The organism is Afipia sp. GW823-FHT06G09, assembly GCF_058794875.1.
The window spans coordinates 679,628-694,042 of the sequence record NZ_JBXAHF010000003.1; the positions used below are offsets into that span (position 1 = coordinate 679,628).

The 14,415-nt window shown below is 62.1% G+C and carries 14 protein-coding genes; 9 read left to right on the forward strand and 5 right to left on the reverse strand.

Annotated elements, in window-relative coordinates:
- The 3 genes from AC1Q67_RS15760 to AC1Q67_RS15770 all read right to left on the reverse strand — a co-directional run bounded on the left by AC1Q67_RS15760 (position 1) and on the right by AC1Q67_RS15770 (position 3,946).
- Positions 1–693 (reverse strand): DUF1850 domain-containing protein, encoded by a 693-nt coding sequence (locus AC1Q67_RS15760; RefSeq protein WP_492236262.1) that lies wholly within the window; start codon positions 691–693, stop codon positions 1–3.
- A gap of 23 nt (positions 694–716) precedes the next feature.
- Positions 717–2,831, reverse strand: coding sequence for a TRAP transporter permease (locus AC1Q67_RS15765; RefSeq protein ID WP_492236263.1), 2,115 nt, complete (start codon positions 2,829–2,831; stop codon positions 717–719).
- Positions 2,832–2,998: 167 nt separating this feature from the next.
- Positions 2,999–3,946, reverse strand: a complete 948-nt coding sequence (locus tag AC1Q67_RS15770) for a TAXI family TRAP transporter solute-binding subunit (RefSeq protein ID WP_492236264.1) — start codon at positions 3,944–3,946, stop codon at positions 2,999–3,001.
- A 329-nt stretch (positions 3,947–4,275) separates the two neighbouring features.
- Between AC1Q67_RS15770 and AC1Q67_RS15775 the strand changes: the two genes are divergently transcribed.
- The 3 genes from AC1Q67_RS15775 to AC1Q67_RS15785 all read left to right on the forward strand — a co-directional run bounded on the left by AC1Q67_RS15775 (position 4,276) and on the right by AC1Q67_RS15785 (position 7,689).
- Entirely contained in the window at positions 4,276–5,295 is a 1,020-nt protein-coding gene (locus AC1Q67_RS15775) for a Bug family tripartite tricarboxylate transporter substrate binding protein (protein ID WP_024577311.1), read from the forward strand.
- Between the two features lie 160 nt (positions 5,296–5,455).
- Positions 5,456–5,890, forward strand: a complete 435-nt coding sequence (locus AC1Q67_RS15780) for a hypothetical protein (protein WP_492236265.1) — start codon at positions 5,456–5,458, stop codon at positions 5,888–5,890.
- Positions 5,891–5,988: 98 nt separating this feature from the next.
- Positions 5,989–7,689: an MFS transporter gene (locus AC1Q67_RS15785; protein WP_492236266.1), complete on the forward strand. Its 1,701-nt coding sequence runs from the start codon at positions 5,989–5,991 to the stop codon at positions 7,687–7,689.
- Positions 7,690–7,728: 39 nt separating this feature from the next.
- Here the strand turns inward: AC1Q67_RS15785 and AC1Q67_RS15790 are convergent, their stop codons facing one another.
- A complete protein-coding gene (locus AC1Q67_RS15790) occupies positions 7,729–7,950 on the reverse strand; it encodes a hypothetical protein (protein WP_029659495.1) in 222 nt (73 codons plus the stop codon).
- 280 nt (positions 7,951–8,230) lie between these two features.
- Between AC1Q67_RS15790 and AC1Q67_RS15795 the strand changes: the two genes are divergently transcribed.
- Positions 8,231–9,019 carry a thioesterase family protein gene (locus AC1Q67_RS15795; protein WP_492236267.1) on the forward strand — a complete coding sequence of 263 codons (789 nt, stop codon included), beginning with the start codon at positions 8,231–8,233 and terminating at the stop codon, positions 9,017–9,019.
- A 17-nt stretch (positions 9,020–9,036) separates the two neighbouring features.
- On the forward strand, positions 9,037–10,161 hold the full coding sequence (locus AC1Q67_RS15800) for a hypothetical protein (protein ID WP_492236268.1): 1,125 nt from the start codon (positions 9,037–9,039) through the stop codon (positions 10,159–10,161).
- 10 nt (positions 10,162–10,171) lie between these two features.
- On the opposite strand, the gene AC1Q67_RS15805 is transcribed toward AC1Q67_RS15800, so the two are convergent.
- Complete coding sequence (locus AC1Q67_RS15805; RefSeq protein WP_492236269.1) at positions 10,172–10,993, reverse strand: MBL fold metallo-hydrolase; 822 nt, start codon at positions 10,991–10,993, stop codon at positions 10,172–10,174.
- Between the two features lie 266 nt (positions 10,994–11,259).
- Between AC1Q67_RS15805 and AC1Q67_RS15810 the strand changes: the two genes are divergently transcribed.
- The 4 genes from AC1Q67_RS15810 (at position 11,260) to AC1Q67_RS15825 (ending at position 14,300) form a co-directional block, all read left to right on the forward strand.
- Positions 11,260–12,009: a F0F1 ATP synthase subunit A gene (locus tag AC1Q67_RS15810; RefSeq protein ID WP_492236270.1), complete on the forward strand. Its 750-nt coding sequence runs from the start codon at positions 11,260–11,262 to the stop codon at positions 12,007–12,009.
- A 90-nt stretch (positions 12,010–12,099) separates the two neighbouring features.
- Positions 12,100–12,420 carry a DMT family transporter gene (locus tag AC1Q67_RS15815; protein ID WP_492236271.1) on the forward strand — a complete coding sequence of 107 codons (321 nt, stop codon included), beginning with the start codon at positions 12,100–12,102 and terminating at the stop codon, positions 12,418–12,420.
- A gap of 173 nt (positions 12,421–12,593) precedes the next feature.
- Entirely contained in the window at positions 12,594–12,851 is a 258-nt protein-coding gene (locus tag AC1Q67_RS15820) for a hypothetical protein (RefSeq protein WP_492236272.1), read from the forward strand.
- Positions 12,852–13,019: 168 nt separating this feature from the next.
- Positions 13,020–14,300, forward strand: coding sequence for an acyl-CoA dehydrogenase family protein (locus tag AC1Q67_RS15825; protein WP_492236273.1), 1,281 nt, complete (start codon positions 13,020–13,022; stop codon positions 14,298–14,300).
- Positions 14,301–14,415 lie beyond the last annotated feature (115 nt).

Sequence of the window (14,415 nt, forward strand, 5' to 3'; positions counted from 1 at the left end):
CTATTGCTTCTTGTCCTTTCCGGTCAGCGGCATCTGCGCACCGAGGCGCTCGATCTCGCTGAACAGGCTTTTGCGGTTGGCCCGCGCGGCTTCATAGTCCGGCTTCAGCTTGAGCGCAGCATCGAAATCCGACAGCGCGCGGCGGCGATCGCCCTTGGCGCGCCAGGCCATGCCGCGGCTGTTGAGCGCCTCGGCCAGCGCCGGCTCAACTTTCAGCGCCGCATCGTAGTCGGCGATGGCGCGGTCGAGTTCACCCTTGATATTGAAGTCGTCGCCGCGCGCCAGCAGCGTCTTCGCATCCAGCGCCTTTGTGATCTGATCCGTCTTGCACACGCTCATGGTGGTGACGGCAGGGCCCACCGGACGGCCGAGAATGGCGGACAGATCCTGGCAGGCGCCGTCGCGGCACAATCGCCACTCGCCGGCCAGTCCCGAATTTCCCAGCGCGACCTCGGGCAGTACCGGAAGCTGCGGCTTCCAGCGAAACCAGCCGTTTCTGAGAAGTGCTTCGGGCGGCGGCTCCATGCCCGCGCCCGAGCCTTTAACGCGAGCTTCGATGATCTCGAGTCCCTGCGGCGTGACGCGCCAGTCCTCCTGCCATTCGACCTTCTCGACCGAATGGGTCCATGACAGCGTGAAGGCTGCAACCACCAGCGACTTCACGACGCCGGCGGTGGCAAGACACAGACTCACACCGACACCTCAGAGATTTACGCTCAAGCTGCCACCGTAACCGGCGCCGGCTTCTTGCGCCATTGCCAGATCACCGCACCAACCGCGACGATAAAGCCGATCCAGTCGCTGTACTGGAATTCGCCGAGCAGACACAGGGCCGCAATGAACGACACCACGCGCTCGGTCACCGTCATGCGTGCGAACAGGAAGCCGATGGCCACCATCCCGAACAGGCCGATGGCGACAACCGCCTTGACGAAGGCATAGGCCACCGCGCCGTAGAAGCCGAACTGCGCCTGCATCGGATCGCCGTTCTGCAGCATCAGCGCGGGCGAATAGACCGCGATGAACGGGATCACATAACCGGCGAGTGCAATGCGCATCGCTTCCCAGCCGATCTTGTCGGGATTCTCTTTCGCAATCGGCGCGGCGGCCAGCGCGGCGAGAGCCACCGGCGGCGAAAGGTCGGCCATGATGCCGTAGTAGAATGCGAACATGTGGCTGATGATCAGCGGCACCCCGAGCTTGGCGAGCGCAGGCGCCGCCAGCGCCGCAACGATGATGTAGGTCGGGATCGTCGGAATGCCGGTGCCGAGCAGGATCGACAGCAGCATGGTCATAATCAGCGCGAGGAAGAGGCTCTTCTCACCGAGGCCGATCACCCAGCTTCCGAAGATGGTGCCGACGCCTGTCTGCGTCATCATGCCGATGATGGTGCCGACGATGGCGCAGGCCATGCCGACGGTGAGCGCCGACTTGGCGCTGTCCGCCAGCGAGTCGCGGCAGGCGGTCAGCGTGACGCGTCCGCCCCGCGTCAGCGCCGCGATGAGAACGAGCACGCCGACGATGGCCGCGACATAGCGAATGTCCACCGAACTGCCGTTGCGGAACAGCGATCCCGCGACCAATGCAAGGCCGATCCAGAATACATAGCGCAGGGCGACATTCGAGAAGCCGAGCACGATGCTGGCGCCGAGGATCAGCGCGACGGTCAGCGCGAGGCCCATCGAACCGGCATAGAGCGGCGTGAATCCCTCGAACAGCATGAACACCAGCGCGGCCAGCGGCAACACCAGATACCAGCCGTTGGTCAGCGCCTTGATCGCGCTCGGAATCTCGTCCTTCTTCATCCCGGTGAGGCCGTATTTGCCGGCTTCGAGGTGCACCATCCAGAACGCCGAGGCGAAATACAGGATCGCCGGAATGACGGCGGCCTTCACGATCACCGAGTAATCGACACCCAGCGTCTCCGCCATGATGAAGGCGACCGCGCCCATCACCGGCGGCATGATCTGGCCGCCCATCGAGGCTGTGGCCTCGACGCCCGCAGCGAACGCGCGGCGGTAGCCGAACTTGATCATCAGCGGAATCGTGAACTGGCCGACGGTGACGACGTTGGCGACGCCCGAGCCTGAGATCGTGCCCATCATTCCGGAGGCGACGACGGCGACCTTGGCCGGACCGCCGCGCGTGCCGCCGAACAGGCCGAGCGAGACATCGGTGAACAGCTTGATCATGCCGGCGCGTTCGAGGAACGAGCCGAACAGGATGAAGAGGAAGATGTAGGTGGCCGACACGTAGATCGGCACGCCGTAGAATCCTTCGGTGCCGTAGGACAGATGGGTGATAACCTGGTCGAAATCGTAACCGCGATGGTTGAGCGGCGCCGGCAGATACTGCCCGAAGAACCAGTAGAGCAAGCACGCGCCGCACATCAGCGGCAGCGCGAGGCCCATCATTCGCCGCACGCCCTCGAAGATCAGGACGGCGAGCACAGTGCCGACCACGAGATCGAGCCGGGTCGGATCGCCGTCGCGCTGGATCAGTTCGGCGTAGAACAGATACTGGTAGAGGCCGCAGAAAAATCCGACACCGCCGATGATCCAGCCCACGGCACGCTGGAGATTGGTCCTGGCGGTGAAGTTGGCGATCAGGCCGAACGTCAGCAGCAGCAGAAAGCCGACATGGATTCCGCGCACCGCCTGGCTCGGCAGGAAATTCCACGCCGCGATAATGAGCTGAAACACCGCGAAGGCAATTCCGATGACGTAGGCCAGATGGCCCCACATTCCCGGCCCGAAGCCTTCGGGAAAACCGTGCTCGAAATTGTCGAGTTCGACTTTGACTTTTTCTTCGGTGCCGTGCTCGTGCAACATCTCAAATCCCCGCGCCTTACAGCGTCTCAGCCCACCTATCTCAACTCGTCATGGCCAGCTTGTCCCGGCCATCTACGCCTTGCTGATCGACTTCTTAAGACGTGGATGCCCGGGACAAGCCCGGGCATGACGTCTCTATCAAATCACCAATAACCGTTCCTGATCGCTTACTTGATCAGGCCCTTTTCCTTGTAATAGCGGATCGCGCCCGGATGCAGCGGCGCCGGGCTTCCGGTCGCAGCCGTCTCCAGCTTGATGTCCTTGCCGGCAACATGCGCGTTGGCGATTTCCGGCAGCGACTCGAAGATCAGCTTGGTCATCTGATAGGCGAGATCGTCGGACACCGCCGAGCTGGTGACGAGATAGTTCACCACCGCCGCGGTCGGCACGTCTTCCTTCTGGCCGGTATAGGTTCCCGCCGGGATCACAACGGAAACGAACGGAGGTCCGATCTTCTCCACCGTGGCCTTCGGCACCGAGACGACATTGATCTCTGCCGAGCTGGAGAGGTCCTTCAGCGACGCGACGCCGAGGCCCGCCGACTGCAACGTCGCGTTGAGCTGGCGGTTCTTCATCAGGTCGACGGATTCGGCGAACGGCAGATACTCGACCTTGCCGAGATCCTTGTACTCCATGCCCGCCGCCTTCAGGATCGCACGCGCATTGAGTTCGGTTCCGGATTTCGGCGCGCCGACGGAGAGCGTCTTGCCCTTGAGATCGGCGAGCGTCTTGATGCCGCTGTCGGCAATGGCGACGATCTGGATGTAGTTCGGATAGATCGCGCCGAGGGTGCGCAGCTTGCCGAGCGGCTTCTTGAAGCCGGCTTCCTCGTCGCCATCGACCGCGGCCTTGAGCGAGTCGCCCAGGGTGAAGGCGAGTTCGCCGCGGCCCTGCTCGATCAGGTTGAGATTTTCGACCGATGCCTTGGTGGCCTGCACCTGTGTCTTCACACCGGAAATTTTGTCGCCGTAGATCTTCCCGATCGCGACACCGAGCGGATAGTAAACGCCGGAGGTCCCGCCGGTCAGAATGTTGATGAATTGTTGGGCATGGGCAGCCGGCGCAGATAGCGAGACCGCAGCAGCGGCGGCAACAGCGAAGAGTTTCTTTTTCATTGGATTCCTCTTTTGAATTAGCGGGAAAGTGGACGGATGAGCGGTCGCGGTCAACCCGCGAGACATCAAAGAACCAGCCGCGAAGGCGTCGCCCGGCATAGACGTTCGTCTAGGGAAAACGCCCTTTGCTGCACTGCGATGAGGAACCGTCACACGGCCGCAATACGATCTGCCAACAAAGCAACATCGCATCAGGGTTGCAGCCATATCCGCCGCGGGCCGCTCACATGGTCAAGCGGCCCGGCTTGCTCTAGAACGCTGATAGCGCCGAAGCATACGGCGACACAAACAAGGCCCGCACAGGCGGGCGGGATGGAGACTTTGAAGATATGACCAAGCGACCGACGTCACCACAGCCTCATTCAGCATCGCGGATCACCCGCCGCAGCGTTCTCGCAGGCGGCGCTGCACTGGCAGCGACCCCATTCCTGAGCGGCGCCTCGAAGGCCGCCGCGTGGCCGGATCGCCCGGTCAAGTTCGTCGTCCCGTTCGCCGCCGGCGGCACCACCGACATTCTCGGACGTCTCGTTGCGCAGAAGCTGTCGGAAGAGTACGGCCAGCAGTTCATTGTCGAGAACAAGCCGGGCGCAGGCGGCAACATCGCCGCCGATTTCGTCGCAAAGGCCGATCCCGACGGATACACCTTCATCGTCGGCACACCCGGCACCCACGCGATCAACAAGTATGTTCAGAAGAACATGCCTTACGATCCGATCAAGGACATCCAGCCGGTGACCATCATCGCGCGGGTCCCGAATCTGATGTCGGTCAATCCTGAAGTGCCCGCGAAGTCGGTTGCCGAATTCATTGCGCTGGCGAAATCGAAGCCGGGACAATTGTTCTACGGCACGCCGGGTCTCGGCAGCACCGCGCATCTGTCCACCGAACTGTTCAAGTCGATGACCGGCGTCGATATCGTGCACGTTCCCTATAAAGGCAGCGCACCGGCGCTCACGGATCTCGTCGCAGGCCGCGTCCATGTCATGATCGACAACCTCCCGGCGGTGCTGCCCTTCGCCGAGAACAACAATGTGCGCGCGCTGGCAGTAAGCACCGCGGAGAAATGGCCGCTGCTGCCGAACATCCCAACCATCGGTGAAACCGTGAAGGGCTACGACGCCGCATCATGGTTCACGGTGGCGGCCCCGGCCAAGGTGTCGAAGGATATCGTGATGAAGCTCAATGCCAGCATCATCAAGCACATCAAGTCGCCTGAAGGGATCGAGCGTATCCGCAAGCTCGGCGGCGAGCCGATCGGCAACACGCCCGAGGAAATGCAGGCGTTCGTCATCGCGGAGACCGAAAAGTGGGGCAAGGTCGCCGAGTTCGCGAAGATCAAGCCTGAATAATCGTTCTATCCGGACGCTGCCGCGGATTTGATCCGCCGCGGCGTCCGGGAACATCCCGCCGGCGATGCGAGTGATCCGGTCTGACATTCGTATCACACTTAGCGCGGGCACTTTTACGAATGTCAGAATCAAAGGATCACGGGACACTGGTATCGAATTCATGCCGCAACCGGACCGAACAGAGGCTGTCAGGCGTCCCCGGCTGATCTGGCTGGTTCTAAGCGGCATCGTCCTTGTCGCACTGCTCGCAGCCGCCGCGATCCTGATGTCCTATAAAATCGAGCCGCCTCCAGACAACGCCAAGGTCATCGTGGACGAGCAGCGGATGACCTACGCCAGCACGCCATGTGTGGTGTTCAACACCCTGGACCGGGAACTGATCGCCAACCGCGCCGAAATCAGCGACTCGTCCAAGCCGCTCCAGCTCTATTCCTACGCGAGCGAGAAGACCTTCGCGGACGTCAGAGACGACGCGAAATGGAAGCGCGACAAGGCCTGCGACTATGTGACCGGGTTCGATCAGATCGTCACCCGCTGGATGCGCCTCGCCGGCCACCGCTCGCGCTGGACCGCCGACGGGCAGTGGCGCTGGTAGCAAATGCCTGTTCAAGCCCCCTTATTGGACCACATTCCAGCTTCATATCGCGCGCCTGCCGGTCCATTAATGATCCAGCTGTTTCGGGGATTCCTGTCTTGAATACGACGACCGACAAGCCCGCCAAACGATCGCTGCTGTCGGCCGACGGTATCGCAGCGCCGTTGAAGCATGCGGTGTTCCGGCGGATCTGGCTGGCGAGCCTGCTCACCAACCTTGGCCTGATGATCAACGGCGTCGGCGCCGCCTGGGCCATGACCCAGATGACCTCGTCGGCCAGCATGGTGGCGCTGGTCCAGACCGCTCTGATGCTGCCGATCATGCTGCTGTCACTGGCGGCGGGCGCCATCGCCGACATGTACGACCGCCGCATCGTCGGCCTTGTCGCGCTGTCGGTTGGGTTCCTCGGCGGCGTGACCCTGGCCGTCCTCGCCTATCTCAATGCGATCACGCCCAACAGCCTGCTGCTGTTCTGCTTCATGATCGGCAGCGGCATGGCGCTGTTCGGCCCGGCGTGGCAGGCCTCCGTCAGCGAACAGGTGCCCGCAGAGACGCTGCCCTCGGCGGTCGCGCTGAACGGCATCAGCTACAACATCGCCCGTAGTTTCGGTCCGGCGCTGGGCGGCATCATCGTCGCAGCGGCGGGCGCAGTGGCCGCGTTCATCTGCAACGTGCTGCTTTATATCCCGCTGATCGTCGTGCTCTATCTCTGGCAGCGCACGCTGGAGCCATCTCGGCTGCCGCCGGAGCGGCTGCGCCGCGCCGTGGTTTCGGGCGTGCGCTATATCATCCACTCGCCGCCAATCCGCATCGTGCTCTACCGCACACTGGTGACGGGCATTGCGGGCGGTTCGGTGCTGGCGCTGCTGCCGCTGGTCGCGCGCGACATCCTGCATGGCGGCGCCCAGACCTACGGCATCATGCTTGGCTGTTTCGGCATGGGCGGCGTGCTCGGCGCGCTCAACATCTCGAGTGTGCGCGCGCATCTGAGCGGTGAATACGCGGTTCGCCTGTGCGCGCTAACCATGGGCCTTGCGATCGGCGTCCTTGCGCTCAGCCGCTGGCCCGCACTGACCGGAGCCGCACTTGTGGTGGCCGGCGCGTCATGGATGATCGCTGTCACACTGTTCAACATCGGAGTGCAGCTCTCAACGCCGCGCTGGGTCGCGGGCCGCGCGCTGGCGGCGTATCAGGCGGCAATCGCCGGCGGCGTTGCGATCGGAAGCTGGCTGTGGGGCTATGTCGCCAACGGCGTCGGCGTGGACAAAGGGCTGCTGATTGCAGGCGCGGTGATGTTCGTTTCGCCGGTGCTCGCGATCTGGCTGCGCATGCCGTCGACCGAAGGCGCCAACAACGACGCCGTCGATGCGCTGGAAGAGCCGGAGGTGAATCTTTCGATCTCGCAGCGGAGCGGACCGATCGTGGTCGAAATCGAGTATCGCGTCAGCCAGCAGAAGGCCCGCGCGTTCTACACCACGATGCTGCAGCTCCAGGCCATCCGCCAGCGCAACGGCGCCTATGACTGGTCGATCGCGCGCGACATAGCCGATCCCGAACTGTGGATCGAACGTTATCACTGTCCCACCTGGCTGGACTATCTGCGTCAGCGCAACCGCTCGACCCAGTCCGAGCGCGAGATCCAGCTCAAGGCCATCGCGTTTCACCTGGGGCCGGAGCCGATCAAGGTTCATCGCATGCTGGAGCGGCCGCTGGGGTCGGTGCGGTGGAAGGACGAAACGCCGGATCGCACAAAGACAACAGACGTGCCGATCGAAACGCCCGCCAGCAGCGGCGTGTAGGCGCGGCAACGCTTTCAGATCGGCATGATCCTGAAGATATCAGTCGTCGGACGACGATGGCTTGCCTTCATGCCATCGGTTGGCGCGGTCGAACATGCGCCAGTGAATGATTTCGGTTTCTGCGAATTTTTCCGGGCTAAGCCACGGCTTGAGCGCCTTGAGTGTCTTTTCCCACTCAGCGCGATCCGGCTTGGGTACATCGCCGAACAGCTTGGACAACTCGTTCGAAATAAAACCCTTCGGCGAAACAATTTTGTTCATGATCGTCGCCCCGCACGCGAACGCCACAGTCACGCAAGCGTCATAGTTGAAACCAACTCGTATCGCGAAGCGAGAATGATTCGAAAGAGTCGCTCAAACGCCTGTTGATAACTTGATTCGGTCAGCTTTACTGACTGATTGAGTCTGCGGTGAGTCCGCGCCAAGTTCCACGGGGCCGCGCGATCGGCGATCATCCACAATCATGGCTGCCATGATTGTGGTTATTGTGCATCGCACAGGTATATCTGCGGAAACGGATTTCAGGAGCAGGTGCATCACCATGATCGATTTCACCGCATTGATGGACACCATAACGGTCAACGGCGAGACCTGTTCAGTCACGGCGACAGAGGACTGGCTTCAGGGCCGCACCATCTATGGCGGCCTGTCCGCGGCCTTCTGCCTCGAAAGCGTGGCGCGCCAGTTCGGCGAACTGCCGCCGCTGCGCTCTGCACAATTCGGGTTCGTCGGCCCGGCAACCGGCACGGTCACGATCAAGCCGACCGTTCTGCGCAAGGGCAAGTCGACGATCTTCGTCGGCGTCGACCTTTTCGGCGAAGCCGGCCTCGCGACCCGGGCCACGCTTTGCTACGCCACGGCCCGTCCATCGGCCGCCGCATACAGCAGCCTGGCAGCGCCTGTGGTGCCGGAACCGGATACGTGTCCGCCGTTCTTCCGCAAGATTCCCGGATTGAACTTCATCCAGCACTTCGAGGGACGTTTCGCCGGAGGCAACCCTCCGTTCAGCCAGAGCCAGCAGCCGAACTTTTCGATCTGGCTGCGGCATCAGGATGAAGCGAAACCGGCGTCGATCGCGGCTCTGGTCGCGCTCACCGACGCGCCGCCGCCCGCGGCGCTGGTGCTGTTCGAGCGGCCAGGACCGATGAGCACCATGACCTGGACCATCGATCTGCTGACCGACAGGCCGGAGACCAGAGACGGCTGGTGGTTGCTCCAGACCAAGGCCGAAAACGTGGTCGGCGGATATTCCAGTCAATCCACGACCCTGTGGAATGCGGATCGACAGCCGGTGCTGGTCAGCCGGCAGAACGTTGCGGTGTTTATGTGAGACCTCTCCGGCGGACGATGTCATGGATTTCCGTCGCCCTGCTCGCGGCGACGCTGTCGTCCGGTTCCGTCGCACAGACGCCGCAGGCGATGGCGGAGTATCGCCGCAAGCTTGCCGAATACAACGCCGCGCGCCAGCCGTTCGATGAACAGGCCGCGGCCTACTGGACATCGATCAGCGACAAGCGGCGGGCGCGGAACGCCAAGCGGCGCAGCGGCGAGACCATCGTCGCCGAGGACTATGTGCTCACCCAGCCGCCGGTCTATAGCGGGCCGCCAAAGCCAATCGATCCCTCGGCGCCGGCCAAGCCGCCGTCGGAACGCAAGCCGATCCCCGTGGTGGCGGATTTTCTGAGCAATGCGCAGGAGCACTTCCAGTTCACACCGCGCAAACCCGCCTCCGAGATCGAATACAAACGCGCCTACGCGCAGGTGGCGTCGAGCTTCGGCCTGACCAAGGATCAGGCGGTGCGGATCTACAGCTTCGAGTCCGGCGGCAACGGCAAGTACGACGTGCAGGCCGGACTGGAGAGCCCTCGCCCGGGCGCCCGCGCGATCTCCACGGCACTCGGTTACAACCAGTTGCTCACCACCAACACCATCGACCTGCTCGCAGAGCATGGCGGCCTGATCCTCAAATCGCTTGGCGAAAAGATCCGTCAGGCAACAGGACCGCAGAAGGCCGCGCTGGAGCGCAAGACCGCCATCGTCCAGCAGATGATCGCCTTCTGCAAAACCGTGCCCAATGAATGGAGCGCCCACGAAAAACTCGGCGTCACGCCGCGCGGCATGGCCGTACATGCGCTCAACCTCGACATCGATGTCGGGCCGCTGTTGCAGACGCTGAAGCTGATGGATTCAGTCAACTTCGCCAGGCGCAAGGGCTACACCGCGCCGCTCACCGCCGCCGAGCTCGAAATGATGAACCTGACCGGCGATGGCAACGGGTTCGACATGGTGTCGATGCCGCAGGCGATGCGCGCTGTCGTCCCGACGTCGAACTTCTTCCAGCGCAACGGCTATGAGCGCAACCCAGTGGCGATCCGCAACAACACCGTCGCAAAACTGCTGGCGGCGACGGATGCGCGGATGGACAACCAGGTCAATCTTCAGGGCGCCAAGGATCTCGCCGCGGCATTTTGAATGCGGCCGCCTAAACGCCATCCAGAATGATCACCGTCGGCTTCTTCGGCAGCGTGTCGCGCGAGACCGACAGCGACCGCTCCGGGCGGATGTCCATCTCGAACTGCCCGTTCATCCGCGCGATGAAATCGCTCAGCGGCGTTGCGAAGCGGTGCATCGGCAGCACGATCGACGAACGCAGCCGCCGCGTGATCTCCGACATGCCGTCGAGCGACAGCGTGTACGTTCCGTCGATCGGCACCATGACAATGTCGAGACGGCCGATCGCGGCATAATGCGTCTCGTCGAGCGGATGATGCAGATGGCCGAGATGGCCGATGCAGAGGCCCGCCACCTCGAAGATGAAAATCGAATTGCCGTCCTTCTGCATCACGGTGTCGGGACCGGAACGCCAGCCGCCGCGAATATCTGTCGGCACGTTGCGGATCAGGGTATCGCCGACGGTCAGCGCATGACGCGCCGGGCCTTCGCCGTCGTTCCAGCCGCGCAGCACATGGGCGATGCGCGGATCGGGATTGAGCGTGTAGTGGGTCGAATGCGCCCGGTTCATGGTGACGACATTGGGCGATTTACCCGCGGTATAGGCGCCGCTGAAATCGGTGGCGATGATGACATTGCCGGGCGTCTCGATGATATAGGTCGAGTGTCCGGCATAGGTGATCGTTACCTCGCCCTTCTCCGCCGCAACGGCCGACAGGCTCGCGAACATGACGCGGGGGATGGATTGCGCCATCGCAAGACACTCGCTCGGCGGCGCCTTGACCTGCGCAGTGGCGATATCGACCGACAGAATGATGCCGATCAGTGCGACAATCAGGCGCAATCGAAACATCGAAAGGCTCCCGTCGAAATGACGCGCGATGCGCCACCGATCGAGTATACACACACCGGCCGGTGACTTGAAAATCCCGTCATGGATGTTTAAGTCTGGTGCTGCGTGCGGGACGACCCGTATTGCTGAAGCTTCGTCGGGGACGGCCCCACATCTCCCGGAGAGATGTCGGGATGGCCGTTCCGGTTGGGAAGCCTTCCCCTCATCATGCTCCGTTCAGATCGCTCCGTGCCAGCGGACGCGATTCTTTTGCATGCGACGGCATCATGGCCGGACCGATTGAACAGTTCGAAATCAAGCCGATCCTGAAACTCGGCGAGATCGCCGGGCAGCAGATCAATATCACCAATTCGACCGTGTACATGTTTGTTGCGGTCGGCATCATCAGCCTCTTCATGCTGCTTTCGGCGCGGCGACGCAGCCTCGTGCCGGGCCGCTGGCAGTCGGCTTCGGAGTTTCTATTCGAGTTTGTCGCCAGAACCGTGCGCGAAAACACGGGCGAAGAAGGCATGCGATTCTTTCCGCTGGTGTTTTCGCTGTTCAGCTTCATCCTGGTGGCGAACCTGCTCGGCATGTTCCCCTGTGCCTTCACGGTCACCAGCCATCTCGCCGTGACTTTCATGATGGCGATGATGGTATTCCTGACCGTCACCATTTACGGCATTGCCCGCAACGGGTTCGGTTTCCTGCGGCTGTTCCTGCCCTCGGGCATTCCACCGTACATCGCGGTGTTCATCGTTCCGATCGAGGTGATTTCATATCTGTCGCGGCCTGTGAGCCATTCGGTGCGGCTGTTCGCGGTGATGCTCGCGGGGCATATCACGCTGAAGGTGTTCGCGGGTTTCGTCGTCGGTCTCGGCGGTCTCGGGACACTGGGCATTCTCGGTGCGGCCATGCCGTTTCTGATGGTGCTTGCGTTGACCGCACTGGAACTGCTGATGTCCGTCATCCAGGCCTACGTCTTCACCATGCTCACCTGCATGTACCTCAACGACGCCCTGCATCCTGGGCACTAGGTGCAGGCACCGCATTCAAGTCCCAGACGAACGACCTCCCCATTTTCGGGCGCAATGACCGGGACGGCCCGGCCCTATGGAGAGTTGGAGATGGCATGGATCTATCTCGCAGCGGCCGGCATTCTTGAAATCGTCTGGGCCTATGCGATGAAGCAGTCGGAAGGATTCACGAAGCCCGTTCCGAGCGCGATCACCGTTGTAATGATGATCGGCAGCTTCGCACTCCTGTCGATCGCCATGAGAACGCTTCCGCTCGGCACCGCCTATACGATCTGGACGGGGATCGGCGCCGTCGGCGCGTTCCTGGTCGGAATTACTGTTCTCGGCGAGGCGGCGACAGTGACGCGCCTTGCGGCCGCAGTCCTGATTGTTTCCGGTCTCGTGATGATGAAGCTTTCGACGCCGGCTTAAGTCATGCGTCCAGGCCATCCAGCCACGCCTGCAAACAGCGCTGTCCGTGCCGGCTGGCCGCCGGCGCGAGGCGCTTCGTTTCGCTGCGCAGCGCCTGAGGAAGCAACCCGGCATGAGACAGTTCGGATGCATGGCCGATCAGCCAGCGTCAAAACTGCCGCCATCCGCCTCGGATGAAACTGAAAGGGAAGCACGTTCGCGCCAATGGCGAACGCCTGATTGCTGCACACCTGCGTGGACGCGAGCCGTTCCGATCCTGCGGGAAGATCAAAGGTGTCGCCATGCCAGTGCATTATCAGTTCATCGTCGGGATGCCCCTGCGGAAGATTTTCTTCCAGTACGGAAGGCGTCCCGGCACATCAACCGCGAGAAAACTCAACCCGCTGTGCAGAAATGTTCGCTGGGCGATGCGCGCCCGCGGCGCGTTTTAAACGCGTAACGTACACCGGAGCAGCAAAGCTGATGTCGCGCGGGGTTTTCAGCCGTCAAATCGAATAAGGGTCCGCATCTTCGCTGACGCAACTCAGCTCATCCCTACCAAAGAGTGCGCCCGTGCTTTATGAGTTTCAGCAAGGAAACACCTATGGGAGAAACTTTGTATGAAACAGGCTCACGCGTACGTCCCGCGAACCACCAACTACAGCCTCAACCCGGGCGATGAACTGAACGATCTGCGCATGTCGGATCAGGTCCGCCCGCTGTTTGAACACGTCAAGAAATTCATCCGGGAAACCGTCGACCCGATGCTGGTCGAATACACGCGGCACGGCGAGGGCAAGAAGGACCGCTGGAGCTTCACACCCGGACAGATCGAGGTGCTGGAGAAAGCGAAAGCGAAAGCCAAGCAAGAAGGCCTCTGGAACTTCTTTCTTCCCGACAGCGAAACCGGCGAAGGCCTGAAGAACCTCGATTACGCCTACATCGCGGTGGAGCTCGCGAAGAATCCGCTGGCATCTGAAACCATGAACTGCTCTGCGCCGGACACCGGCAACATGGAGGTGCTGGAGCGCGTCGGCACGAAAGAGCAGAAGGAGAAGTGGCTGAAGCCGCTGCTGAACGGCGAAATCCGCTCGGCCTACGCAATGACCGAACCGAACGTTGCGTCTTCCGACGCCAAGAACATCGCGACCACGGCGAAGCTCGTCGGCGACGAATGGGTCATCAATGGCGAAAAGTATTACATCTCCGGCCTGGGCGATCCGCGTTGTAAAATCATGATCGCCATGGTGCAGACCAATCCCGATGCACCGCGGGGCAAGCAGCAATCCCAGATTCTGGTGCCGGTCGACACACCCGGCGTTGAAATCATCGGGCCGATGCATGTGTTCGGCGCCGACCACGCACCGCGCGGCCACATGCATATGCGGTTCAACAACGTCCGCGTGCCGAAAGAGAATATCCTGCTCGGCGAAGGCCGCGGCTTCGAAATTTCTCAGGTCCGTCTCGGACCGGGCCGCATCCATCACTGCATGCGCACGATCGGCAAGGCTGAAAAGGCGCTCGACCTGATGGTGTCGCGCGGCCTGACGCGGGAAGCCTTCGGCAAGCAGATCGCGCATCTCGGCGGCAACATGCAGATCATCGCGCAGGCGCGCTGCGAGATCGAGGCGATGCGGCTGATGGTGCTGAAGGCCGCCAAGGCGATGGATGTGCTCGGGAACAAGGAAGCCCGCGTCTGGGTCAGCATGGTCAAGGCCATGGTGCCGGAGCGCACCTGCAAGATCATCGATCAGGCGATCCAGATCCACGGCGCGACCGGCATTTCGGAATGGACGCCGCTCGCCGACATGTACGCCGACGTTCGGCATCTGCGCTTCGCCGACGGCCCCGATGAAGTGCACTGGATGGTGGTCGGCCGGCATGAACTGAGCATGGCGTAAGCCGGGATCGGAGCGCGGTAATTTCACCGTTATCGCGCTCCGCGCTTGCGCAGAAGCGCAAATGCCGTTCTTCCGATCGGCGGACAACACCGCTCAATCCCGGTCGGGACGGGAC